Consider the following 25930-nt stretch of genomic DNA (forward strand, 5'->3'; position numbering starts at 1 on the left):
ATAAATGACAGTGTCAAATGATGAAAAATGGATCGATAAAAAAATATCTAGACGTGAAATGTTAAAGCTATCAGGTATCGGAGTAGCTGGTGTAGCTATTGGAGCTTCTGGCTTAGGTGGTGTCATGAAAGTAATGGGCTATGATGTGTTTGAGCCCGTTGCAGACAGCACGACTGCGCGTAATAAAGTTGATTTCTATGGAAAACATCAATCTGGCATAGTTACACCTGTTCAGACAAATATTTATTTTGCTTCTTTGGATGTTTTATTTACATCAAAGAAAGAGCTACAAGAGTTGTTCAAACAATGGACACCTCTTGTTGTACGTTTAATGAATGGTGAATTAATGGTAGATTTAACAACAAATACTAGAGTTCCTACAGGAGATACAGGCGAAGCGGAGGGTTTAGATGCTTCGAATTTATCGATTACAATAGGCGTTGGGCCATCTTTGTTCGATAAACTTGGTATCCAGCATTTGAAGCCCGCAGAATTAAACGATTTACCACATTTCCCAAAAGATCAGCTACTAAAAGAGTTTACAGGTGGAGATCTTTGTATTCAAGCATGTGCGGATGATCCACAGGTGGCATTCCACGCAGTACGTAATTTAGTGCGTGCGGCCTCAGGCAAGGTAGAGATTAAATGGTCACAGGCAGGCTTCAACTCTTTCCCAGCTGGTGGAGGAACACCTCGTAATTTATTTGCATTCAAGGATGGTACGGTAAATCCATCGATTACAGATGAAAAAGATTTAAACAAAGTTGTATGGGTCGATAAAGGCTGGCTAAAAGGTGGCTCTTATTTAGTTGCCCGTAAAATTCAAATGCATCTTGAAACATGGGATCGCACATCTTTGAAGGATCAGGAAGCGACATTTGGTCGTTATCGCGACAGTGGAGCTCCATTAGGGAAAAAGAAGGAATTTGATGATTTCGATGTAGAGGCGAAGGATAGCAACAGCGAGTATATTATGCCAGATACTTCACATGTGCATTTGGCACGTAAATCAGGTGCTCGTATTTTACGTCGCTCATACTCTTATGCATCAGGTGTTATGACTAATACAGGCGCGCATGATGCAGGGCTATTATTTGTATCTTTTCAGAAAGACCCAGCACAATTTACAACAGTCCAAAATAGCTTAGGGCGAATGGATAAGATGAATGAGTACATTACCCATCGAGGCAGCGCAGTGTTTGCTTGCTTCCCTGGTGTACAAAAGGGGAGTTATATAGGTGAAGCACTTTTTAACGCGCTGTAGTTTAGTACTTTGCTTGTTATTGGCACTTGCTGTACCAGTGCAGGCAGCGCAATCATATAGTCACTTGTACATTTCTATTAGTGATGCGCTGATGAATACGAAGCAGGACAAGGAAGCTGAGGCAGAGCGTGCACTTGAACAGTTTGCCACAGACTGGGCATCAGTCACATCTGAGCAAAAGGAAGCACAAGAAAAAGTGGATGAAATTCTTGCACAAGCAATTGAAGCTACTTCTAAGGATGAACGTTTAAAGGCACTGTCTGAATTGTCAAATGCCTTACGTGCATTAGAAAAGCTTGAAAATCCTGTAGATGAAGCGGCACAGCGAGCAGAATTCGGCACGAAATTTAAACCCATCATGAAAGCATTTGAAGATGCCTTAGCAAGCGGTGACATAACTACAATCGACGCAGCGTATAAAGATTTTAATGCGAAATGGAAGAAAATTGAACGGCCTGTGCGTGAGCAAAGCATTGCCATGTACGGCCAAATTGAAACACAGATGGCCTTTATACGAATCACAATTGCTTCTGAAGAGCCAGATGTAGCTTTAATGCAATCTCAATATGCAGAATTAAAACAAACAATTGAGGATTTTGTAGCAGGTAATGATACGGCGAAAGTTGTAGAAGGAGAGTATTCCTTAGCAACATTACTTGCTTATATTGATGAGACGAACGATTTTATCGATGCAGGTGACTACAAGGCTGCTTCTAATAAAATTCGAGATTTCATTAAAATATGGCCAAGTGTAGAAATAGATATTTCAACACGTAACGGCAGCCTTTATACAAAAATTGAAAGTGATATGCCGATTCTCGTTAGTGACTTATTGAAGTCTAACGTCGATGTTAAAACAATAAAAAGTAAGTTAGATAATTTCCGCACTGAAATTGAACTGATTCAAGGTGACTCAGATTATACGATGTGGGATGCGGCTTTAATCTTACTGCGAGAAGGCTTAGAAGCATTGCTCATTATTATGGCATTAGTATCGTTCCTAGAGAAATCTGGACAAAAAACAATGCGCAAATGGATATATACTGGTGCATTTGTTGGGATCTTACTATCAGCAGTAGCAGCTGTTTTAATGTCGACAATTTTCCAATCTGCGACAGTTGATACAAGTCGAGAGTTGATGGAAGGATATATTGGTTTACTAGCTGCTGCCATGATGATCGGGGTAGGTATTTGGCTCCATAGTAAATCGAGTGTGGTAAGCTGGAATCGCTATATTTCCAAACAAATGGGCAATGCCATCTCAAGTGGCTCGGTGTTTGCGATGGCCGCAATTAGCTTCTTATCCGTTTTCCGTGAAGGGGCAGAAACACTTGTCTTCTATGCAGGAATTGCACCTAAAATGGAGACATCTCAATTTGTGCTAGGAATCGTAGTAGCACTTCTAGTATTAGCTATTTTTGCATTTGTGTTATTTAAAGCAAGTGGAAAAATTCCAATTCATAAATTTTTCGCAGTGGCAACGGTGTTAATCTACGTACTGGCATTTAAAATCATTGGTGTTAGTCTGCATACATTGCAGCTACGGGATACAGTTTCAACAACGATTGTAGATGGCTTGCCAGTTGTCAACATCATTGGTTTCTATCCAACTGTCGAAACAATGATTGGACAATCGATTTTACTTTTACTTATTGTCGCTACGATCATTTATAAAAAGAAACAAAATAAATAGAAGGGCGGATGAATATTCTTTCATCTGCTCTTTATGTGTTGAAAGCTATTGCGTCATTAAAGCGTCATCTGTATTTTGTGTATTAAAAAAAGCAACAGATTAGAATCTGCTGCTTAAATAAATCTATAGTTTTGATATATTAGAAGCTAAAAATAATAAAAAGTAAACTCCCAAAATTCCAAAGAATATTTTTCTTTCTCCTCTAGCTATAAAGGAAATACATGTAAATACAATTGAAACACCTGAAATCACACCATAAATAGGATTTTCTAATAAAAGGCTCAGAACGAGAAATATAATAAATGTTAAAAATGAAATATGTTTTAACACATAAAAAAATCGTTGGCCTCCTGTTTCAACAACTTTCCATCGACCAAGGTAAATAGTAGCATCCTTTTTTGGAGGAGATTCTAGCATTTCATTTGAAAATTTAGTATAAATAGGTTGAATATAAGGTGCTCGATTGTCAATAGACTGAAACCCCCAATAAAACGGCTCTTTATTAATTAAAAACGGAGATAGGGGCTTAAATGAGGCTCCTTCTAGCTTGTCATCTGACTCATCTCTGTAAATAGGCAATAACTCTAATTCAGCATCGTATGAAAAAATAACACGTTGGTTTCCTATATCACCAAAATATTTATCCCATTTTAGTGTTTTAAAGTTACTGAATAAAAAATGAAACTTTTTCTTCTTTTGCATATAAGCTACGCTGCAATCTACTGGAATCCATCCAGTATCCTCTATATAGAATTCATTCCAAACATGTGCATTCATTTTACCATTAGACCATGTACCTACAATTACTCTTGAAGGTATATCTAACGATCGACATAAAGCTGTAAATAAAAATGAATATTCTCCACAATCCCCTTGTTTACTTTCTAAGAATGATTCAACACCTCTGCTTTTCGGAGGATAAACATAGGTGAAATTATCAACAATATAATGAAATATAGCTTCAGCTTTTTCTTTTACTGTATTTGTGTTTTTAGTTACTTCATTTGCTAGTGCTTTCACCCCTTCACTTATTTGTACTAATTCTCCACTTCGTAAATAATATTCTCTTTCTGTAACGCTTAGTTTAATCTTATCTTTTTTATTATCTAATGAGACTGAATACATTACTTCCAATTTTTCATCTGCATTTAATTCCAAATAATTAATTCGATTACCACCTTGATCTTCACAACTATCCATTACAGGATAATTAGAGACTGTCTCTGAATCGTTTAAAGGCAGAGTGGTCCATATTTTTGTTTTTTCACTCTCCCTGTTTTGATATGTATATGTAACGTGTACTTTGTTAACCATGGCTCACTCTCCTAATTTTACTACCTATTATAAAAAGAAATACAGCCTTAATAATATATTCATAAATAAAAGTTATTAATAAAAGTTTATCATAGTATCATTTGAATTAGAGAAACAATTTATTGTCGCATTCCCGTCATTATTTATTCGGTTCTTTACGCTATTTCGGACGGCTGTGAATAACTACTCACTATGTTACGATAAAGCCTTGTAGAATTTGCTCTCTACAAGGGTTTTTCTTCTCTAAATTTTTGTTTCTTAGTTATTGATTTACGTATATATTTTGGATTAAAAATGGTTCTATAATATTTTGGGGATATTCACACAAATTTATACTTGAATGTCGGGAAACAAGTGTGCTTTGCAAATGCATCTTAACATGAATATTCTAGGATAAAAGATGTAGGGATTACGAAAATAGAAGAAATAAGCCCAAAATGTACGTATTAATTTCCCGATACAGCACTCCAACATTTGAATTAGAACCTTTTAGTTTAAGAAAGTATAAAGTAAGTAGGAAGATTGAAAATAGTCTCTTGGCCAGTAACTGGTTAAGAGGCTATTTCTTTTGACGTAAATGTAATTTGCCCGTTCTTTTATAGTTAGGTAAATTTGGTGAGTGTCAAATTTTGTTTATGTGTTAAAATTATGTTATAAATTGTTAAATTCCCTATAAAGATGTGTTTTTCTATTATTACAATTCATTAACATAATTTAAACACTATAAAAATAGTGAATTAATAATAATATGTTTACATATATATGTAATGGGGGAATGTGTTTTGAATAGTTCGACTATTTACGACATATCGTATGCGATGAAAGTCGTTTGTACGGTATAGGCCCAAACCGAAAGCCTAGATAGAGAGAGAGGGTGTAAGGTGAAATAGCAAAGATAGGTTTACTTTGTCGTTAATGCATTCAAACGACACACATGCGAATTTAAACAATATTGGTAGAAAGGTGACAGCAGTTAAGGAGGTTAGAGCCAAAAGCATATCGGGTATGATGACAACCTTGCATACGAAAATGATCTAATCTTTTGCATTTTAACTTTTTTCAGCGGGTATCCAAACACCCGCTGAAAGGCGGATAAAAACTATCATTCTTAAAATTGAAAGGAGAATTGACTTGATGTCAAAGAAGAATTGGAAGAAGCCGATAAATGCCTTTTTAGCAACAACTTTAGTCGCAAGTATTGCTGCACCAGTAGCACCTATCACTGTAAATGCTGAAACACTTGCAAAGGATTTAATCATTTCAGAGTATGTTGAAGGAAGTTCCTTCAATAAAGCAATTGAAATATATAATGGTACAGGTGCCGCGGTTGATTTAAGTAATTATACGCTAGAGCTTCATACGAACGGAGAAGTTACCGCGAAAAATAAAGTAAGTCTGACAGGTACTCTAGAAAACGGAGCTACGTATGTTGTATATCATAAAGATGCAGCGCCTACCATTAAAGCAAAAGGAAATCTAGAAAACGCAACTGTTATTAATTTCAATGGAAATGATCCAATTGTATTAAGGAAATCAGGTGAAGTAGTCGATTCCATTGGACAAGTTGGTTCTTCAGCAGATTTTGCTAAAGATGTAACATTAGTAAGAAAAAGTTCAGTCTTGACGGGTGATACAACTATTAATGATCCTTTTAATTCAACATCAGAATGGAATGCGTTTCCAGTAGATGATTTCTCCAATTTAGGGCAACACGTAATGGATACGGATTCAGGTGAGCCTGTTGACCCCGAAGCACCGGCAATTCTCTCAATTGGAGAGGCTCGGAATAAGGGCATAGGTGAAACGGTAACTATCAAAGGTAGAGTAGCAGCAGGCTTGAAAAATACGTTCTCTGTCCAAGATGATACAGGTGGTATTGCCGTAAGACCTCCTAATCTAGCTATGTCTATCGGCGATGAAGTTACATTAAAAGGTAAGTTAGCTGACTATCGTGGGTTACTACAATTAGATGGTGCTACAATCGTTGAAAAAGTTGAAAATGCCGGTGCGCCTTCTCCAAAAGTAGTAACAGGTGCTCAAGTAAATGAAGATAGCGAATCACAGCTAGTAACAGTGAAAAATGTTACTCTTACAGATGTTCAACAAGGGGCTGGATGGGCAAACTTTACTGCAAATGACGGAACGAATTTCCTCGTTCGAGATGAAACAGATTCACTCGGCTTAACTGCTGGTACAAACTATGAATCTATCACTGGTATTGTTCAACAGTTCGATAAAGACTATCAAGTCATTCCTCGATCAAAAGCAGATATCGTAGTGGATAGCTCAGCACTGAAGCCTGCTATCGCATCTCCTGGAAGTGGGACGTTTGTTGGGAAAACAACAGTTACTTTAACAACACCGACAGCAGGTGCAGAAATTTATTACACATTAGATGGCACGGAGCCAACTGATAAAAGTTCTAAATATGAGGCACCAATTGAGATTAGCAAAAATACTACTTTAAAAACAATAGTTAAAGCTAAAGATGGCACATTTAGTGACATAACTACATTTGATTATAACATCACAGATAAATTACAAATTCATGATATTCAAGGTGCAGGGCATACCTCTACATTTGATGGTCAGACAGTTGAAGGAATTGAAGGTATCGTCACTTATTCATTTTCGTTAAATAATAATTGGTATTATACGATTCAAACACCTGATGAATTAGCTGATAATGATCCGAATACTTCTGAAGGAATTTTCCTATACAGTGGAAAAAAACAATGGCCAATAAAAGTAGGCGATTTAGTATCTGTTAAAGGTAAAGTAAACGAATATGCTTACGATGGTTATGATGACAGGCAGCAAACCGACTTGAAAACAACACAAATTAATGTGCGTGACGATCAAGATGGAAAAGTAGAAGTTATTAAAAGTAGTGTAGCGTTACCAAAAGCAGTTGAAATTGATAAGTTGAAAATGTCTTTTAATCAAATTGACAGCGATCAGCTTGAAATTTTTAATCCAACTATTGATGCTATCGACTTTTGGGAAAGTCTTGAAGGTATGCGAGTAGAAGTAGGAAATGTGAAAGCGGTAGCACCACAGGAGCATGGTGACTTAGTGACAGTGCTTGAGGATGAACCAACAAACACACTTCACGGTGGGGTATTGTACGAGGAAGGAAAGACAAATCCAAACAGAGTTCAATTCCGATTAGAACCGAATGGAGCTGCGCGTGATTTTGAGGTTGCTACAGGTGATAAGTTTACAGGGCCAATTACGGGAATCGTCGGTTATTCCTATCAAAACTTTAAAATCTATGCTTCTTTAGATGAGATGAAGGCAGCTTATGAAAAAGGAGATGCATCACCTGAGACAACAAAAATAGTAAAGGCAGAAGATAAGTTAACAATTGCCTCGTATAATTTGGAGAACTTCTCTAATAACAAAACTTCTACTACTGATGATAAAGCGAAAAAACTAGCTAGAGCAATTGGTATTGATATGGGTAGCCCTGATATTGTTGGTGTAACAGAGGTGCAGGATAATAATGGGCCATCTGTAGGAGATTCAAAAGCGGATCAAAGTTATAAAAGATTAATCGACGCTATTAAAGGTGTAGGTGGTGTCGAGTATCAGTATGTTAATATCGATCCTATCAACAATCAAGATGGTGGAGCACCAGATGCGAATATTCGAGTTGGCTTCCTTTATAATCCAGAGCGAGTGAAGTTAAAGGAAGGTATTCCGGAAGGCGATGCTACAACAGCAGTTGGGTATAACGATGGGAAATTAACACTAAACCCTGGTCGTATTGATCCAAATAACGAGGCATTTAAAAGTAGCCGCAAACCTTTAGCAGCTCAATTTGAATTCCAAGATGAAGATGTAATTGTTATCGCAAATCATTGGAATTCTAAAAATGGAGATACTCCTTTATTTGGTGCAATTCAGCCTCCAAAGTATGGAAGTGAAGTACAGCGTAAAAAAATTGCAAACATCGTTTATAATTTTGTTGATGATATTAAATCAAAAAATCCAGATGCAAACATTGTTTCTTTAGGCGATTTTAATGATTATCAATTTGCGGATGCGCTTAAAATCCATGAAGGTCAAATGATGACAAATATGATTAATAAAGTGGATGCTTCGGATCGCTACACATATGTATATCAGGGGAATTCACAAGTATTAGACCATATTCTAGTGTCAAACAATCTGGCAGAGAAAACAGATGTCGATATCCTTCATATTAATGCTGATTTTACGGACATGGCTGGTCGTGCAAGTGACCATGATCCTGTAATGGTTCAAATTGATGTTAATAAAGGTTCAAATGTTGAACCAATTCAGCCTGAAATAGTATATGACTATAAGAACTTCAAAAAGAACAAATTGACAATAAATAAACCTAGTGTGGCAGTACATTTAGATGCTCAATCTGTTATTCCAAAAGGTGTATTCCTTAAAGGTGCCTATGCGGAGCTACACGGAGAAGGCTTTAAGACGACTGATGTTATCATTAGTCCAGCTAAAGCAGGGGCGATTATCGACCTAAAAGGCAATGTCGTAAAAACACTCACAATTGAAGGACCAAAAGTCAGTGAAATAAGAGGCGCTGAAAATATAGATATACACTCGATAATATATATAAAGGGTGCAGCTCCTGAACAAATTAAATTTACAAATTCGAAGGGGGATCCCATTGTGGATCCTTCTTTGCCTTCGGAAAACAATCAACCAATTATTAAAAAACCTATTACTAACAAAACTGTAGCGGTTGGAGAGGAAATTAAAATTGATTTAACAGATCATTTTTCCGATCCTGATGGTGATGAACTTTCATTTACTACCACAAAAGGCACTATAAATGGAAAGGTTTTAACACTTGATTTAGCAGAGGGCAGTCACATTGTTGGCGTTACAGCATCTGATGGAGAAAAAAGTGTCACTGCAAGTTTCAGCGTGACAGTGATTGCTAATGATTATTATGCAGGTGCCTATAACAAGGAAGGCCAAGCACTAAAAAAGGTTCTTCACGATATCATTTCTGAACAAAAGGTACTTTCTTATGATGATGTTTGGGATGCATTAAAGTATACGGATGAAGATCCTAATAATCTAAGTAACGTAATTTTATTTTATTCTGGAAAATCAAGTTCAAAAACAAACAATGGTGGCAATGTAGGAAACTGGAACCGAGAGCATACGTGGGCAAAATCACATGGTAATTTCGGAACAAGCAAAGGACCAGGAACAGATATTCATCACTTACGTCCTACCGATGTACAAGTGAATAGCTCAAGAGGAAATTTAGACTTTGACAATGGTGGCAGTCCAGTGACTGGTTGTAATGGTTGCTTGAAAGACGCAGATTCATTCGAACCACCTAATCAAGTAAAAGGTGATGTAGCACGTATTCTATTTTATATGGCAACTCGTTATGAAGCTGGAGATAAGGTTGATCTTGAATTAAATGACAAAGTCAATAATGGAACAGCTCCTTATCACGGTAAACTTTCTGTTCTTTTACAATGGCACAAGCAAGATCCTGTAGATGAATATGAAAAACGAAGAAATGAAAGAATTTACGAAATCCAAGGCAATCGAAATCCGTTTATAGACCATCCTGAATGGGTAGAGAAGATTTGGTGATGGAAAGTTCTATTAATATGGGTGTTAAACTATGTGATTACTTTCTTCCTCATTAATCTAACTTAGAAGAGTACTCAAAATGCCACTTCAAGGTTTAATTTGAAGTGGCGTTTGTATTTATTATATTCTCTTTCGGTAGGGACAACGAAGAGCTCTAAGGCGCGAGTGAAATGGAGCTTCAGGCGCACACCAATACGACTCTTGTCCGTGAAAAGTGTTGAGGATTTCACCATATAAAAAAATATGAAAGAATTCTTATGAAGGATCTTTTCAGACAACAACTTGTAGATCACTCATTCGTTTCAACTCAGCCTCATGCTGGATCGAGCGGGCTGATAGTAATTCAATAATACGGTGCTGGCTTTCTTGAATCGTTACTAGTCGGTTTACTTTTTCATTCGTTTCTAAAACAGCTTGTTTGATTTGTTGCTGCTCAAATTCTACTATTTCAAGACGGTTTTCCACTGACTCAAGACGATTCTCGATTGAATCGAGACGGTGATTGATTTGCTTTAGTTCGCTTAAAACTTCCTCCATCGATTTCACCTCTCTTCTATTAAATATATCTATTTTGTTAATCTATCTCTCTTTAATTTAATTCCTCCCATTATAGCATAGAAAATTAGCTTACAAGTATCACCATGATATTCATCGACAAATTGTGACATACTTAACAGAGATACAAATATATTAGGAGAATGTTTAGTGATTAAATCCTTTGTGTCTCTTCGAAAACTGTCGGGTTTTGTGTGCGGGTTTGACGAGAACTGTTCTAGAATTGCTGTCTACAAAAATTATATCGAGATTTAGTAGTATTGCTAAAAAACTTACTATAATTTATCAAGCGTGTTGATTAGGAAAATATAGGTTTATTATTGAGTGATAAAAAGGATTTTTTTTTGATATTTTGCTAGTGTATGTCCATTTTAACTGATTGTAGCGTAGGGCTACTCGAGTGCTCCTGTCGCTTCGCTTTCGTCGCAGAGCAAAGCTTCCCGCGGGAAAGTGAGTAGCCCGTAGCGGAAATTAGAGCCTCCTAATTAATTAGGATGGATAAAAATGGTTAGTTAACACAGCTTAAACTGTATTACGTCCATTTTGCCGAGTAACCATTGCGTTCACTTTTGAAATGCATAAATTTTATAAAAGTTCTACGTTATTGTTGATTGGAGTGAAGACTGAGCGCCCCCAGTCGGAACGGAAATCAACCTCACGTTATGGTGATGAACCAATAAATAAATAGAAGGGTAGATGAATAAATTCTTTCATCTGCCCTTTTTCTATTTAGTCAACCCAATATGAAGGACGATTCAGGTGGGAGGGTAATTTTGTTTGGTGATTGCCTTGTGCTGAATTAATTTGCATTTGGGTTAAAAACATACTGCTAGAAAGGTCTGCGCCACGTAAATTTGCGTCACGTAAATCCGCACCAATAAAATCAACCCCTCTTAAATCTGCATTTTGTAGATTGGCAGCAATTAAATAAGATCCTCTAAGATCAGTTGCTCTTAAATCCTTGCCCTTGAAATTCTTCCCGATCCAATCGACCCCTCTATAGTCATACTTTCGAGAGTTTTTTCCATTAGTCTTTACGATAAGGCTTTGGCGAATTTGCTCACTTGTTTCTAACAGTAAAACATTCACTGGCAGTCGGAAATTAGGAATATCTATTGCTAGTAATGCATCTGCTTCTAGATCTGTTGCACGCTGTAGCTGTTCTAATTGTATGTGCAGCTTGTTAAATAGGGATGAATCAACCTTATACGATAAAGCCTCTGCTACGTAGGCAATCATTTCATAAAGTTGTTCCATAATAGGAAAGACACGAAACATTCTATCAGAAATTTCAGAGTATTTCCGCCAATCTTGTCCATGGAAGGTTGTTTGTGAAACCTGTTGTCCAGCTCCTAAACAATCAAAAACTGTACATCCTTTAAACCCTTGATCTCTAAGTTTGCTATGAATTTGGCAGTTAAAATCAGATTGTAGATTAGGGCAAGGTGTCCCAGCTGCTTTATGAATGGCAAAATCGCTAGAAGCAGCAATATTTAAAGCTGTGCAGCATAGACCAAAACAGCTTTGGCAATCTGCCTGTAAGCTTTCACGTATCTTTTTCCCTATTGAATGATCCATTTTTTCAGACATCATTATTTTCCTCTCTTAACACATAAACTTCTTTCATATAATTCTATCACGTTGGATGTATGAAAGTGGGAGAAATTTACTTCATGAGAAGGCCTCGTTATTCTCTATAAAATGTTTATCGTTTTCCTCTAGGAATAAGAGATGCTAACTTATGATGGAGTAATTGGGTTGTTTTTACGCATCGTATTGACAATTTATTGTTAAATGCTTATAATTTTCATAGACAGACAGTCGGTCTATAAGGAGGGGTGAAAATGAGAAAAGAAGCGAAGGAACGCAGGAACGAAATACTTGATGTAGCTGATGAGCTTTTCGGTCAGAAGGGCTTTGATGGCACAAGTACTAACGATATTCTCGAAAAGGTCGGAATTGCAAGGGGAACACTGTATTATCACTTCAAGTCGAAGGAGGATATTATGGACGCGTTAATTGATCGGTATAATGCCCAAATTCTAGGTGCCGCAAAAGAAATTGCGGCAAATAAGAGTATCTCCGTTAACGAGCGTATTATCCGTGTTGTAATGGCATTAAACATCAGTGGCGGAAACGGTAAGGAAATTATTGACCATATCCATAAGCCTCAGAATGCGCTTATGCATCAGAAAATACAAAAGGTTATCATGAACGGCCTTCCACCGATATTGACGGAAATAATTCGTGAGGGTATTGAGCAAGGACTATTCAGTACGCCGTATCCGTATGAATGTATGGAAATGATTGTGGCCTATACGAATACCGTTTTTGATGATGATATGGTTGATATGACCGAAGAAGAACGTGCTGCACGAATACCAGCTTTTGTCTTCAACGTAGAAAGACTGCTCGGTGTCGAAAGTGGAAGTCTTATGTACATGATGAAGATGTTTGGCACTAGGGTTGAAGAAAATGGAAACAACGATGGTTGATTCTAAGGGTTTTTTCAAAAAATTTCTTCTGCTTTGGTCAGGACAGCTGATTTCAACAATAGGAAGCGGCCTTACAGCGTTTGGGCTTGCGATTTATGTTTTCCAGCAGACGGGAAAGGCATCGGCAATGGCACTTGTAACTTTACTTGCGTTTATGCCTTCGCTTCTATTAAGCCCTGTGGCAGGAGTGCTTGCGGATCGTTATGATCGAAGAATTTTAATGGTGTTAGGTGACAGTCTTTCAGCGATAGGACTTGTTTATATTCTTATATGTATGCTTAGCGGGGAAGCACTGTTATGGCAGATTTGTGTGGGAGTTACAATAAGCTCGGTGTTTTCATCGTTGCTTGATCCCGCATACAAGGCTACGGATTTACTGACCGAGGAACAATACACAAAGGCAAGTGGTTTAGTCCAGGTGGCGGGTTCTGCAAAATATTTGATTTCACCCATCATTGCGGGATTTTTGCTCACCGTTTCGGATATAAAGCTTTTGCTTGTCATCGACATTTGTACATTCTTTGTAACCGTTACATCAGCTCTTGCAGTACGTAAAGGGCTTCCTTCAAAGACATACGAACAGACACAATCATTTTTCCATGAGTTCAAAGATGGTTGGCGTGCAGTTTCTGAAAATCGAGGTGTGCTCGTTCTTGTCATCATGACATCGGTGCTGACATTTTATCTTGGAATAATTGAAACACTTTCCATTCCGATGTTGCTTACTTTTACGAACAGCTCTGTAATAGGAACGGTGGAAACGGTTGTCGCTACAGGGATGCTCGTATCCAGTGTTATCATCGGATTTATTCCAATCAAAAAAGGATATGTGAAAATTCTATCGTTTTCGCTGTTTTTTGAAGGAATATTTATGGCGGTATTCGGACTTCGAGAAAATATAGCTCTAATCTGTATTTCAGGTTTTTTTCTTTTTGCTATGATGCCATTTGCAAATTCAAGTTTGGATTTTCTTGTTCGTACCAACATTGATAATGCTGTTCAGGGGAGAGCGTGGTCACTTATAGGGGTAATTTCACAGTTTGGATTTGTAGCGGCCTATGCGCTTTCGGGAGTACTTGCGGATTATGTGTTCACTCCATTGCTAGTTGACGGCGGATTGCTTGCTGACAGCGTAGGGAAAATTACCGGTACAGGTCAAGGGAGAGGAACGGGCTTCCTTATCATAATCGCTGGAATTTTATTAAGTATTACTTCATTCATTTTGTTCAACTTGAAATCAGTGAAAAAGCTTGAAAACAGAGGTGACGTATGTATTTCAGATTAATTCGTAATGACATTTCAAAAAGCAAACTGATAACGCTGACAACAACGTTATTTGTCGCAGCTGCGGCTATGCTCGTTTCTTTATCGGCGATACTTATGGTTAATCTTTCTGGTGCAATCGATTCACTTATGAATCAGGCGAAAACTCCGCATTTTATGCAAATGCACTCGGGTGATATTGATACTGTACGGCTTGCAGATTTCGCGGAACAAAACAGCAATGTCGATGAATTTCAAGTGCTTGAATTTCTCAACATGGACGGAGCACAAATTATTCTCGGCGATAGTTCGCTTGCGAATAATGTTCAAGACAATGGTTTTAGCATACAGAGTGAAAAATTTGATTATCTTCTTGATCTTGACGGAAACATCATAAACGCATCTGATGGCGAGCTTTATGTTCCAATAAACTATATGAAGGACAACACAGCCCAGGTCGGTGACAAGGCAGTAATAGGCGGGAAGGAATTTACTGTTGCGGGATTCCTCCGCGATTCGCAGATGAATTCCTCGTTGTCCTCCTCAAAAAGATTTCTTGTCAGTGAAAATGATTACGCCCAAATAAAAAGCCTAGGCAGTACGGAGTATCTGATAGAGTTCAGATTAAAAGATTTGTCGGAGCTTGGCGCATTTGAAACTGCCTATGCCTCTGCAGGACTTGAAGCGAACGGACCAACGATTACATATCCACTTTTCAAAACAATTAACGCATTGTCCGACGGGATAATGATTGCAGTTATACTTCTTGTCAGCGTACTCGTCGTTGCCATCGCATTTATGTGCATACGCTTTACACTCCTTGCGAAAATCGAAGACGACTACCGTGAAATTGGCGTTATGAAGGCAATAGGGCTGCGTCTTTCCGACATTAAGAAAATTTATCTTGCGAAATACGCAACTGTTGCGGCGGCGGGCAGTCTTCTCGGGTTTGCACTATCGTTGGTATTCAAAGACATGCTTCTTGAAAATATCCGGCTTTATATGGGGGAAAGCGAAAACTCTTCTTTTGCCGCAGCTTTAGGAATGATCGGCATACTGCTTGTACTCTTTGCAATTATTGCCTATGTAAGTGGAGTGCTGAGACGTTTTCGGAAAATATCCGCTGCCGAAGCAATACGCTTTGGGACTTCACAAGAAAAAAATGCAGGCGCAAAGCGTTTTTGCCTGAATGGAAATAAACTATTTAACACGAACATTTTTCTCGGTATCAAAGATGTTCTCGCAAGGAAAAGACTTTACGCTACAATGCTTGCAGTACTCGTAATTTCAGCATTTATCATTATTGTTCCACAAAACCTTTACAACACGATTTCCTCAACAAGCTTCATTAAATATATGGGTATTGGAAACTACGATATTCGTATCGATATTCAGCAGACCGATCATATATCCAAAAAATCTGCCGAAGTTTTAAAATCTATAAACAGCGACAGTTCCATTTCAAAATATACCATCCTAACAACAAAGACATTCAAAACAAAAATAGAAGACGGTTCAGAGGAAAATATAAAAATCGAACTCGGCGACCATTCGATATTTCCTATCGAATATTCCGAGGGCAGGGCACCCGCGGTAGAAGCCGAAATTGCACTTTCGGCTTTAAACGCTGATGAGATGAGCAAAAAAGTCGGCGATGTCATGACTATTGTAATGAAGGGGAAGGAAAGAAAGCTTACGGTAAGTGGCATTTATTCAGACATTACTAACGGCGGAAAAACGGCAAAGGCTGTTTTTACCGACAATTCGGCAGACATTATGTGGAGCGTTATTTGTGCGAGGCTTTCAGATAAATCTCTTGTTGATGAAACAATTACGGAATATGCGGACAGATTTGCTTTTGCTAAGATTTCTGATATTGATGAATTTGTTACACAAACGTTCGGCTCAACAATTAAATCGGTCGGAAAGGCTTCCATTGCAGCAATTGCTATTGGGCTCGTAATAACTGTACTGGTAACACTGTTGTTTATGAAAATGCTTGTCGTAAAAGACAGATTTTCCATTGCCGTAATGAAAGCATTAGGTTTTACAAATTCAGATATTACGATGCAGTATGGTTCGCGATCGATATTCGTATTAATTATCGGAATTGTTCTCGGCACGCTTCTGGCAAACACTCTTGGAGAGGTACTGACGGGTGCCGTTATCACTTCGTTTGGGGCGTCGTCGTTTAAGTTTTCCGTCAATCCACTTTCGGCGTACGTGCTTTGTCCGCTAATGATGGGATGCTCGGTACTTATCGCAACAATAATTGGCACATCGGGCGCGGGAAAAATAAAAATATCCGAAAATATAAAGGAGTAGCTTATGAAGAAAATTATTATCGGTGAACATATTGTAAAATCTTTCGGCGAGGGCGATGAAAAGCGCGATGTTATTGATGGAGCGTCTGTTGAAATAAACGAGGGTGAGTTTGTTGCGGTAATGGGGCCCTCTGGCTCGGGAAAATCAACGCTAATGTTTGCACTGAGCGGTATGGATAGTGTTGATGGCGGAAGGGTTACTTTTAATGGAAGTGATATATCATCAGTCGGTGAGGCTGAACTTTCAGATTTACGTAGAACTAAAATGGGCTTTGTGTTTCAGCAGTCAACTATGCTTAAAAATCTAAATATTCTCGATAATATTATTCTTCCATCAATGCGCGATAACAGAAAAAACGTTGCGAAAATTTCGGAGAAGGCAAGAGAACTTATGAAGAGGGTAGGCATTGCGGAGCTTGAAACGCGCGACATTACACAAGTTTCAGGAGGTCAGCTTCAGCGAGCGGGAATATGTCGAGCGCTTTTGAACAGCCCGAAAATCATCTTCGGCGATGAACCGACAGGCGCACTTAATTCCAAATCAGCCCAGGAGATCATGGACATTTTTTCTGAAATTAACGCGGGCGGTACTGCGATTATGCTCGTCACTCACGATGCAAAGGTTGCGGCGCGTACGGAACGCATAATGTTTATGCTCGACGGAAAAATCGTCAGTGAACTAAAGCTTCCGAAGTTTGACGGTACAGCTATTGATGGCAGAGTAGAGAAAGTAACAGAGAAAATGTGGAAAATAGGAATATGAGTTGCTGTATCAACTAACGCTGTTTCTCACAATAGGAAATGTAAGATTTTAACTCACCACGTTGGCAATAAACATTTGGCAGCAGAGTATGTCAGCTAGTGCCACTATGAAACGATAGCGTCGACCGAGAATGAGCTGAAAATAGCTCGTTCTTTTTTTGCTTCTTTTTTTAACTTATGGCCCTTACTTCTTGTCTCTTCAAACTTTTCTCGGAATACCACTTTTACCAATGCCGACCATTGTAGCACCCTATCCACAATATAACGGGTTCCTTTTGAGGTGCAAACAGGGAGAACTCCTTAATGCCTATAATGAAATTCCAAATTCAATTCAAACTGTATATGTTCCATCTAATTCTCAATGAAAGATAAACCTTGTTGTGACAGCTTTTCAGCTTTAACAGAGTAATCTTTTTACATAATGTAGTCAAAGTGCGAATGAATATTTAAAATAAACTAAAAATAAAATAGTGATATCCCCAGCCTTTGTAGGACTATCATTTGTAAACGAAAGAACATCCCCAGGATTTATAAATGGCAGAGATCCCGTAACTAAAATTAAGATAAGAAAGTGTGATTGTTTTGTTTAACAGACAAAACATCTGAATCAATTTTTATCTTTGCTAATTTGCTGAATTTTTCTCTACGATTTCAAAAGGATAGTCCCAACCCCTGATTTACGACTGATTATATCATGTCATCAGAAAAACAGAAAATTTTAGGCTAAACTTAACCGAAATTCAATGGACTTAAATCAATTGGAGTAATATCTGGATTCCCTCCTAGAGTGGTAGGACAATACTATAAAGTTGAAACTTGGTATTCTTCGAGTGGCCTTCATGTAAAAACTAATGAGTAGTAAATCCTGCCTAAAGGGTTCTTGTTATAAATGCAATAGAATTATTTTTCATAAACTTCACACCAACACCAAGACCTCCAACTACTATATATTCAGCGATAGCATCTACTTTTGAAATTGTTTTGTATTCGGTTACCCTGTTGAGGGATAGTTAAATACTGACTTAAGTTGTTTGGTTTCTGTATATCTACCAGTAAGTTTAGCCACTACATTTTGAGTTCCAATAGCATTAACTTTTGGTTTGGGAATCGTAATGGTATGAGAATCGACACTATTAGCAACTCCTGTAGAATAACTATCACTTAATTGATAATTACTTGGCCACTCGTATCCAATTACAATGCCTTTTTTCCCTGCATCCTTTGCTTTTACCATATAAGTTACTTTAATTGTTCCATTACAAGTGTTTTTTTCAACACTTGTAACTTGACCCTCCTTTTAGGAATGTATATTCTCGTTTTATTAATCTTATTATACTGTATACTTATACCTTAATACGATAATTAACAAAGGGGTGATATTGTGGAGGGACTCGAAGCGCTTTCAGTAATCTACTCTTTTTTTCTGACAATTCCACTATTAGTAAGATTAGTTTTGTTTAATTTTTTCTACAAAGATAAAAAACGCCCTTTATCTATGTTGATGGATGCCATAGTTTTTATATCGACTGCACTTTGGCTAATAGGTATTAGAGATGTAGCTTTTCCATTGCCGTCATTAACTTCTAAGTTCGCATTTTTTATATTTATCCTTACTGCCGCTGATTTTTACTACAACTTTATTAGATTTAAAAAAGGCGCTTAATAAATAAGCGCCCATTTTTAATCATTATCGTGGGTATACAAGGTATTTTTTGAAAACAGGATTCATTTTATAAGTCGCCGCCGACTGTTTATTACCCGAAGAATCCGTGTATGCTTTTTGATTATATACAAGCGTTGTTTCAAATCCGCCTGTTTTTGGCGTAAGCGTAGTTGTCATTGTATCTCCTACTCGCGGCGCTGGGAAACTAACACGAGTAGTCGTAGCGTCCGATACACCAAAGGCGATTGTTAAAACTGCACTAGTTATAGTCATAGTAACTCCAATAATAACCATTGAAGCAAGCCCTAAAAGACCTTTATCTTGGTATGCTTTAACATCATCAGCCGTGTAAGTGTACGTTTTAACCTCTACTGTTGTAAGGTGTACTGGGATATAAGCGAAGTCATAGGTATTACCATTATTAGATTTAATATGCACTTTATACTCACTAAGATACTCGCAATCGTACACAAATGAACCACTTGCAGTAGTTTGAGAATAATCTTTCGTGTATACTAGTTTGCCGTCCGCACGGAAGATCTCCACTTTACCGTTGTAACCAATACCACCCTTTTTGCTCCAAGCAACATTAATTCCTTTTTTGCCAGAACGTGTTAGTTTCAAATTGAAATCCGTATTACCATTGATAACTGCCATAATATACCACTCCTTTAATAATTTTTGATGTACATTTATTATATAAAGTGTAGTATTAATATTAAAATCAACCATTTAATGAAATTAATTATAAGTTCAAAGCAAATTCAATAGCATTTAGACTTTTTTTATCTCTATAATTGCTATTTTTACTCCTAATCTTCTTTTTAAAAAAAGAAAAAAACCAGAAAAATAAGCCAAATGAATTCAACAGTATGTTTCCTACACTTGGTTTTTAGAAAAACAGTAAATAACAATACAATAGGCAGTAATGGCAAAAATAAACCCTTGTTACTACTACCATTTCTAACTAATTATTGTGTATGCAAGATTTTATACATTGTTGGTTCATGGGGTTCTACTAATCCATTCATACCAATTATTTGGAAATGTCCATTTATTAAACCCATCAAATTTACAAGTTTAGCGAATGACCCCCGTTTTTCCCTATCTCTTCTTCAAAAACAGGGAATGTGGTATTCTTCTTCATAAGAATACGGTTCCATATTTTTAGCAAGGCTTGTTAACGCTATGGGAAGCACACCTGGTAGTACATAAAAAATATAACGAGAAGCAGTGGTGAAGGAAAATGGGGGTAACGGTAAATGATTTACTACAATTGCCGTCATTTAGAGGGGCAGAAGTTTTAACGGTAAAAATCAACCTTAATCGTACGGTCTCCTCTTTATCTGTGTTAGAAGTTTCGAATGTAGATTTTTTATCTACGATTATTCAATCCGTTCAGGAAGAGTGGTATGCGGAAGAGCTAGTCATTAGCTCTTTTTATTCAATTAGAGATAGTGTTGAACAACAATGTAAAACCATCCAACACTTACATGATCTTGGCGAACTTGGCCTTATTTTATATTATGTGGGAATTGTTTTGCCTGAAATTCCAGAGGAGGTACTGCAATTAGCAGACTCTCAAGGTTTTATCATTATTTGTATGCCTAAAAATGATTACTCTCTACGTTATAATGAAGTCATTTATGAAGTGATGGAAGCGATAGTTAGTAATCAGGCTGTCAATGATCAGTTTGTGAAGGAAACTTTAGAAAAGGTTTCCTTGCTACCAGAACATTTACAAAGTGTAGAAATCACACTGAAAATGCTATCTGATCGCCTGAAAGCTAATATTGTACTGACTAATAGTAGTTTTGATATTGTCAACCAAGTGATGTGGCCTAGAAATTCATCTTTAGATGTTTGGCAAGTCATACAGGAATTTTCACACGGTCATCTGAATAAGGAAAAGGGAAAACTAGAATTACAAAGAAGCGACTTGACGTGTGTCGTTGAATATAAAAGTATTCAGCAAAAAAATGGAGAACAGCTACTGTTGTTTGTTATTAAAGAGAACACACCATTACCAGCAAAGACCATTGAAAAAATAAGTGAAGTTGTCCAAGTGGCCATTAATCTTTGGGGAAACAAACACGATGAAGTTAGTGAATATGCATTAGTAAAAGCCATTATTAATGATGAAAGTGACAAAATGCGAAGATTAGCTAACATGCTAAATATCGATGTTTCTGCTATTCAAATGATGTGGTTAATTTATATTAACGATGTATCAGAAGAGAAGAAAATTAGGGGAGAACTGGAAGATCAACTTTCAAAGTATTATCAAACAAGAGTGATTCAATGTATTGACCATTGCATGATTGTTCTTTTAGGAAATGGCTTACATAAATTAAATGAATTTGAGATTGCTACCGAGTTTATTGAAACGACTAATTACTTCTCGCAAATATCAGAAGTCGTATACTCTCCGAAAATGAAAAATACTAAGGCTGTACGTCAAATGTATCAATTGGTGAATCAAGTCGGAAAAAAAGTCCATACCATCTATCCAATGCGAAAATTGTTTACAGCCGCTGAACTCCGATCGATGAAGCGGGCCATTGATTTAAGTAAACAGGGAGAAGAAATGATTGAAGAATCTCTTTCCGTTATTGAGCCGATTTCAAATGATAAAGAGTCCCTCAATACATTAATGGCTTTTCTTTTAGATGCAAATGGTAGTTTTGATGAATGTGGGAAAAATTTATTCATTCACAAAAATACAGTGAAGTATCGTATCAAAAAAATTAGTGAACTAATTGGAAATGATGTAACTCTTTATTCGGAATTTTACGATGTATATATGGCCTGCATGATCTATCGCCTAATAAATGGTTAGAAAAGTCTGGATTTTTGTCAAAAAAGATAAAAATTCAGACTTTTTTTTCATTTTTGAAAAAGACGCACGCCTATCCCTTCTTTTATAATAAAAAACATTAATTAATAAAAGGAGGGGACGATATGGGGAAAGATGAACAAAGTCAGTCTTGGTATAGTTTAGGGATTATTTGGGCAGGCGCAATGATTTGTATACCAAGCTTATTAGTTGGGAATACATTGATTTCGGGTATGGGTTTAACGAAGGCATTAGCCGTTTCTTTTGTTGGATATGCAATTGTAGTAATCATTATGATTTTTCAAGGAATGCAAAGCAGTGATCTAGGAAAGCCAACCGTTCATGTCGCAGGACAAGTGTTTGGTAAAAAAGGATCACGGACGATTCTTTCTATTATTTTGGCGATTGCTTGCTTAGGCTGGTTTGGCATTCAAGCCAATGTTTGCGGAGTTGCACTAGCAAATTTGTTAGCAGCGTATGATATGAATGTACCTATTCCCATAGCTTCTTTACTTAGTGGTTTGGTGATGGTAATTTCAGCTGTTTATGGTATCAAAGTGCTACGTGTCTTAAGTTATATTGCAGTTCCTTTCTTAATTGTCATTTGTCTACTAGGTTTAGTGCAAGCGTTATCTGGAGACACTTTACAGCTTATCATGGACTACAAACCTAAAAATAACATGAGTTTTTCGGATGGACTAGCTATAACGATCGGCTCATTTGCACTTGGAGCAGTAATCGCGGGTGATTATTCCCAATATTCCAAAAAACGCTCGGATGTTTTTAAAGCAGCGACATTTGGCATCATTCCAGCTGGAGTATTGATGATTGGTGTGGGAGCCGTTTTAACAATCGCTTATCAAACAAGTGATATTACGGCAGTCTTTCTGAATATTGTTACTCCATTAATCGGTGGTATCGCTTTGATTTTAGCTACATGGAAAACCAATTTGGTGAATGCAATATCAGGAGGAATCGCCTTAATTAATGTTTTTAACGTTTCGAAGGACAAAGAAAAAATGGCAATTGGCATAGCTGGAACGGTTGGGACTGTACTTGCCGTGATCGGTATTTTAAATTACTTTACACCGATTATGTCGATTTTATCAGCGATGATTCCACCAGTTGCTGGCGTTATGATTGCCTCTTATTGGGTAATGAATAAAGGGGATAAATCAAGCTGGAAGGAAGTAGACGGTGTCAATCGTTTAGGTGTTTTCTCGTGGCTAGTTGGGGCAGTTATTGCTAGTTTTCCGGTTGTTTTATCGTTATTCCCAAGCATGTCACAATTACCGAATCAACCTCTAATTGGAATTGTCATTTCATTTGTCATTTATTATTTAGGTTATCGAATATCAATGCAAAAGACTGTCATATTGGAGGAAAATAGATGAGATATTTAGATAAAGAAGCTATTGAACATATTGCGATTGGAGCCGCCTTTTTAGGAACAGGCGGAGGGGGTGACCCTTATATCGGGAAAATGATGGCTCTTTCTGCCATTGAAAAAAATGGACCAGTAAAATTATATTCAGTGGATGAAATTGAAGATGATGACTTTTTCATCCCAGCAGCTATGATGGGTGCACCTTCTGTTTTAGTGGAGAAATTTCCACGAGGAGATGAGTTTGTTAAAGTTTTTCAAAAACTTGCGAAGTATATTGGAAAAGAAAAGATTACAGGAACATTTCCAATGGAAGCAGGCGGTGTGAATTCGATGATCCCGATTGTCGTAGCGGCACAACTAGATATCCCTCTCATTGACTGTGATGGCATGGGGCGTGCATTTCCAGAGTTGCAAATGGTGACCTTTAATTTAGATGGGATATCTGCAACACCGATGGCTATTACAGATGAAAAGGGAAATATCGGGATTTTTGAAACGATTAATAATAAATGGACAGAACGCATAGCACGTTCAGCAACGGTTGAAATGGGCGCTAGCTCTTTAATTAGCTTGTACCCAACGACTGGAGCTCAGATTAAAAAGAGCGGCGTTCATCATATTATTACCCTTTCAGAAAAAATTGGTGAAATTATTGCTTCCAAAAATAGAAATGTAAAAGAAAAATTACATGAATTATTACAGCTAGTTTCAGGCTATGAATTATTTCAAGGTAAAATTGTCGATGTAATTCGAGAAACGAAGGGTGGATTTAACCTTGGAAAAATGAATTTGGAAGGTATGGAAGTCAATAAAAATGAAAATATGAAAGTTCATTTTCAAAATGAAAATCTAATTGCTGAGAAAAATGATCAAGTTGTCGCAATGACCCCTGATTTAATTTGTTTAGTAGATTATGAAACTTTATTGCCAGTGACAACGGAAAGTTTAAAATACGGTAAGCGTATCAGAGTAATTGGATTGCCGGCTAATGAAAAATGGCGGACTGATAAAGGAATAGAAACAGTAGGTCCAAACTATTTTGGTTATGATTACGATTATGCTCCAATTGAGGAATTGGTTAAAAAGGTGGTAGCTGAACATGTATAAGATTGGAATCGATGTTGGTGGGACGAATACGGATGCCATTATTTTAGATGAACATAGCAATCTCGTTCATAGTGTTAAATCGCCAACGAGTGTAGATATTAAAACTGGTATTGAAACAGCTTTACGAAACCTATTACAAGAATCGAACATTGATAAAACGAAAATTACGCATGCAATGTTAGGAACAACACAATGTACAAATGCCATTGTAGAGCGTAAAAAATTAGCGAAAGTCGGTGTAATCCGTCTTGGATATCCTGCTACCGCCTCTGTACTTCCATATACTGCATGGCCAAAAGATATGATTGAAAAACTATCAGGAAATTATGCCTTAGTCCATGGTGGTTATGAATACGATGGTCAACTTTTAGGCGAGCTTGATGAAGGCGAAATTCAATCGCTTCTTGAAGACTGGCGTGAAAAAGTGGACTCCATAGCGATAGTTGGCGTCTTTTCCTCCATTAAAAATGATCAAGAGATACGGGTTCGCAGTCTAATACAAGAAGTGTATGGAGAAGAATTCCCCATTTCCTGTTCGTCGTTAATTGGCTCAGTAGGTTTAATAGAACGTGAAAATGCAACCATTTTAAATGCGGCATTATGCAAAGTAATTGAAACGACAACGACAGGCTTTGTTCATGCGTTAGAAGGTGAAGAGATTTACAATGCCAAAGTCTATTTATGCCAAAATGATGGAACTTTAATGTCAATCGATTATGCTAAACAATTCCCGATTTTAACGATTGCATGCGGACCGACGAACAGCATACGTGGCGCTTCTTATTTAGCAAAAATCAAAGATACGATGGTTTTAGATGTTGGTGGAACGACCTCTGATATTGGGGTCTTACAGGATGGATTTCCAAGGGAATCTTCTGTAGCAGTAGAAGTAGGGGATATTCGCACAAATTTTAGAATGCCAGATATTATTTCTGTTGGGCTAGGTGGGGGCAGTATTGTCCGAGAAAATAACGGGAAAATTACGGTTGGACCTGATAGCGTTGGGTTCAAAATCGCTGAAGAAGCACTTGTTTTTGGAGGGAATACTCTTACGACTACAGATATTGCTGTTCGTCTTGGTTTAGCTAATGTTGGTGATAGTAGCTTAGTAGCGCATATTGATGAAGAGTTCGCAAAAGAAGCTCAATTAGAAATATCATCGTTAATTGAGCAAGCCATCGATAAAATGAAAATTTCATCAGAAGATGTTCAACTTGTATTAGTAGGTGGAGGTACTATTATTGTTCCAGATACTCTTCGAGGCGTCTCCGATATTGTTAAATTTGAAAATGGGACTGTTGCAAATGCGATTGGTGCGTCCATCGCTCAAATTAGTGGTCAATATGAACAGATTTATATTTATTCAAAAGAGCCACGTGAGATGTCATTGAAGGATGCTCAAGAAAAAGCAGTGAAACAAGCTGTTTTAGCAGGGGCTCTTGCTGAGACGATTGAGTTAGTGGAAGTAGAAGAAACGCCCCTTGCGTATCACCCTGAAAATGCGACGAGATTAAAGGTTAAAGTTGTTGGGAAAATGGGTTGATTGGAGTGGAAGGCTACTCGACTCCCATGGGAAAGCGGGACAGGCGAGACCCTGAGGCCAACATGATGTTGGTCACGAAGGCATTGTCACAGGACGTGACGCATTTAGCCTTGT

The 25930-nt window shown here is 37.4% G+C and carries 17 protein-coding genes; 12 read left to right on the plus strand and 5 right to left on the minus strand.

Going from position 1 to position 25930, the window contains the following annotated elements:
* The first annotated feature begins 4 nt into the window (after nucleotides 1-4).
* On the plus strand, nucleotides 5-1264 hold the full coding sequence (gene efeB / locus FJQ98_RS10330) for an iron uptake transporter deferrochelatase/peroxidase subunit (RefSeq protein WP_053592981.1): 1260 nt from the start codon (nucleotides 5-7) through the stop codon (nucleotides 1262-1264).
* Entirely contained in the window at nucleotides 1239-2957 is a 1719-nt protein-coding gene (locus FJQ98_RS10335) for an FTR1 family iron permease (RefSeq protein ID WP_053592982.1), read from the plus strand. The genes efeB and FJQ98_RS10335 overlap by 26 nt, the downstream gene beginning before the upstream one ends.
* Nucleotides 2958-3080: 123 nt before the next feature.
* On the opposite strand, the gene FJQ98_RS10340 is transcribed toward FJQ98_RS10335, so the two are convergent.
* Entirely contained in the window at nucleotides 3081-4271 is a 1191-nt protein-coding gene (locus tag FJQ98_RS10340) for a transglutaminase-like domain-containing protein (RefSeq protein WP_053592983.1), read from the minus strand.
* A gap of 1134 nt (nucleotides 4272-5405) precedes the next feature.
* Between FJQ98_RS10340 and FJQ98_RS10345 the strand changes: the two genes are divergently transcribed.
* Entirely contained in the window at nucleotides 5406-9881 is a 4476-nt protein-coding gene (locus tag FJQ98_RS10345; protein WP_053592984.1) for an endonuclease, read from the plus strand.
* 270 nt (nucleotides 9882-10151) lie between these two features.
* Here FJQ98_RS10345 and FJQ98_RS10350 read toward each other — a convergent pair whose 3' ends face one another.
* Nucleotides 10152-10418, minus strand: a complete 267-nt coding sequence (locus tag FJQ98_RS10350) for a hypothetical protein (RefSeq protein ID WP_053592985.1) — start codon at nucleotides 10416-10418, stop codon at nucleotides 10152-10154.
* A gap of 747 nt (nucleotides 10419-11165) precedes the next feature.
* Nucleotides 11166-12026: a pentapeptide repeat-containing protein gene (locus FJQ98_RS10355; protein ID WP_053593023.1), complete on the minus strand. Its 861-nt coding sequence runs from the start codon at nucleotides 12024-12026 to the stop codon at nucleotides 11166-11168.
* 254 nt (nucleotides 12027-12280) lie between these two features.
* On the opposite strand from FJQ98_RS10355, the gene FJQ98_RS10360 reads away from it, so the two are divergent.
* Genes FJQ98_RS10360 through FJQ98_RS10375 form a run of 4 tightly spaced genes read left to right on the plus strand, consistent with a single transcriptional unit; the run spans nucleotide 12281 to nucleotide 17281 of the window.
* Nucleotides 12281-12931, plus strand: a complete 651-nt coding sequence (locus FJQ98_RS10360) for a TetR/AcrR family transcriptional regulator (RefSeq protein WP_053592986.1) — start codon at nucleotides 12281-12283, stop codon at nucleotides 12929-12931.
* Nucleotides 12912-14216 carry an MFS transporter gene (locus FJQ98_RS10365; protein ID WP_201406690.1) on the plus strand — a complete coding sequence of 435 codons (1305 nt, stop codon included), beginning with the start codon at nucleotides 12912-12914 and terminating at the stop codon, nucleotides 14214-14216. Before FJQ98_RS10360 ends, FJQ98_RS10365 begins: the two co-directional genes overlap by 20 nt.
* On the plus strand, nucleotides 14201-16519 hold the full coding sequence (locus tag FJQ98_RS10370; protein ID WP_053592987.1) for an ABC transporter permease: 2319 nt from the start codon (nucleotides 14201-14203) through the stop codon (nucleotides 16517-16519). The genes FJQ98_RS10365 and FJQ98_RS10370 overlap by 16 nt, the downstream gene beginning before the upstream one ends.
* Before the next feature lie 3 nt (nucleotides 16520-16522).
* The gene (locus tag FJQ98_RS10375; RefSeq protein ID WP_053592988.1) at nucleotides 16523-17281 is read left to right on the plus strand and encodes an ABC transporter ATP-binding protein; all 759 of its coding nucleotides are present in this window, start codon (nucleotides 16523-16525) and stop codon (nucleotides 17279-17281) included.
* Between the two features lie 990 nt (nucleotides 17282-18271).
* Here the strand turns inward: FJQ98_RS10375 and FJQ98_RS26750 are convergent.
* Nucleotides 18272-18514, minus strand: a complete 243-nt coding sequence (locus tag FJQ98_RS26750) for a hypothetical protein (RefSeq protein WP_053592989.1) — start codon at nucleotides 18512-18514, stop codon at nucleotides 18272-18274.
* 147 nt (nucleotides 18515-18661) lie between these two features.
* On the opposite strand from FJQ98_RS26750, the gene FJQ98_RS10385 reads away from it, so the two are divergent.
* Nucleotides 18662-18943, plus strand: a complete 282-nt coding sequence (locus FJQ98_RS10385) for a hypothetical protein (protein ID WP_053592990.1) — start codon at nucleotides 18662-18664, stop codon at nucleotides 18941-18943.
* Between the two features lie 24 nt (nucleotides 18944-18967).
* Here FJQ98_RS10385 and FJQ98_RS10390 read toward each other — a convergent pair whose 3' ends face one another.
* The gene (locus FJQ98_RS10390) at nucleotides 18968-19600 is read right to left on the minus strand and encodes a hypothetical protein (RefSeq protein WP_053592991.1); all 633 of its coding nucleotides are present in this window, start codon (nucleotides 19598-19600) and stop codon (nucleotides 18968-18970) included.
* A 589-nt stretch (nucleotides 19601-20189) separates the two neighbouring features.
* Here FJQ98_RS10390 and FJQ98_RS10395 point away from each other — a divergent pair.
* From FJQ98_RS10395 to FJQ98_RS10410, 4 genes are all read left to right on the plus strand, one after another.
* Entirely contained in the window at nucleotides 20190-21782 is a 1593-nt protein-coding gene (locus FJQ98_RS10395) for a PucR family transcriptional regulator (RefSeq protein ID WP_201406691.1), read from the plus strand.
* A 122-nt stretch (nucleotides 21783-21904) separates the two neighbouring features.
* Nucleotides 21905-23173 (plus strand): cytosine permease, encoded by a 1269-nt coding sequence (locus FJQ98_RS10400; RefSeq protein ID WP_053592993.1) that lies wholly within the window; start codon nucleotides 21905-21907, stop codon nucleotides 23171-23173.
* Nucleotides 23170-24273: an S-methyl thiohydantoin desulfurase family protein gene (locus FJQ98_RS10405; RefSeq protein WP_053592994.1), complete on the plus strand. Its 1104-nt coding sequence runs from the start codon at nucleotides 23170-23172 to the stop codon at nucleotides 24271-24273. The genes FJQ98_RS10400 and FJQ98_RS10405 overlap by 4 nt, the downstream gene beginning before the upstream one ends.
* Nucleotides 24266-25816, plus strand: a complete 1551-nt coding sequence (locus FJQ98_RS10410; protein ID WP_053592995.1) for a hydantoinase/oxoprolinase N-terminal domain-containing protein — start codon at nucleotides 24266-24268, stop codon at nucleotides 25814-25816. The genes FJQ98_RS10405 and FJQ98_RS10410 overlap by 8 nt, the downstream gene beginning before the upstream one ends.
* Nucleotides 25817-25930: the final 114 nt, after the last annotated feature.

It is taken from the genome of Lysinibacillus agricola, from assembly GCF_016638705.1.
Classification (GTDB): domain Bacteria; phylum Bacillota; class Bacilli; order Bacillales_A; family Planococcaceae; genus Lysinibacillus; species Lysinibacillus agricola.

Excerpts from the sequence above, each read along its gene's own strand:
- efeB (WP_053592981.1), top strand. The coding sequence starts at position 5 with ATGACAGTGTCAAATGATGAAAAATGGATCGATAAAAAAATATCTAGA.
- FJQ98_RS10340 (WP_053592983.1), bottom strand. The coding sequence starts at position 4,271 with ATGGTTAACAAAGTACACGTTACATATACATATCAAAACAGGGAGAGT.
- FJQ98_RS10345 (WP_053592984.1), top strand. The coding sequence starts at position 5,406 with ATGTCAAAGAAGAATTGGAAGAAGCCGATAAATGCCTTTTTAGCAACA.
- FJQ98_RS10350 (WP_053592985.1), bottom strand. The coding sequence starts at position 10,418 with ATGGAGGAAGTTTTAAGCGAACTAAAGCAAATCAATCACCGTCTCGAT.
- FJQ98_RS10355 (WP_053593023.1), bottom strand. The coding sequence starts at position 12,026 with ATGTCTGAAAAAATGGATCATTCAATAGGGAAAAAGATACGTGAAAGC.
- FJQ98_RS10360 (WP_053592986.1), top strand. The coding sequence starts at position 12,281 with ATGAGAAAAGAAGCGAAGGAACGCAGGAACGAAATACTTGATGTAGCT.
- FJQ98_RS10365 (WP_201406690.1), top strand. The coding sequence starts at position 12,912 with ATGGAAACAACGATGGTTGATTCTAAGGGTTTTTTCAAAAAATTTCTT.
- FJQ98_RS10370 (WP_053592987.1), top strand. The coding sequence starts at position 14,201 with ATGTATTTCAGATTAATTCGTAATGACATTTCAAAAAGCAAACTGATA.
- FJQ98_RS10375 (WP_053592988.1), top strand. The coding sequence starts at position 16,523 with ATGAAGAAAATTATTATCGGTGAACATATTGTAAAATCTTTCGGCGAG.
- FJQ98_RS26750 (WP_053592989.1), bottom strand. The coding sequence starts at position 18,514 with ATGGTAAAAGCAAAGGATGCAGGGAAAAAAGGCATTGTAATTGGATAC.
- FJQ98_RS10390 (WP_053592991.1), bottom strand. The coding sequence starts at position 19,600 with ATGGCAGTTATCAATGGTAATACGGATTTCAATTTGAAACTAACACGT.
- FJQ98_RS10395 (WP_201406691.1), top strand. The coding sequence starts at position 20,190 with ATGGGGGTAACGGTAAATGATTTACTACAATTGCCGTCATTTAGAGGG.
- FJQ98_RS10400 (WP_053592993.1), top strand. The coding sequence starts at position 21,905 with ATGGGGAAAGATGAACAAAGTCAGTCTTGGTATAGTTTAGGGATTATT.
- FJQ98_RS10405 (WP_053592994.1), top strand. The coding sequence starts at position 23,170 with ATGAGATATTTAGATAAAGAAGCTATTGAACATATTGCGATTGGAGCC.
- FJQ98_RS10410 (WP_053592995.1), top strand. The coding sequence starts at position 24,266 with ATGTATAAGATTGGAATCGATGTTGGTGGGACGAATACGGATGCCATT.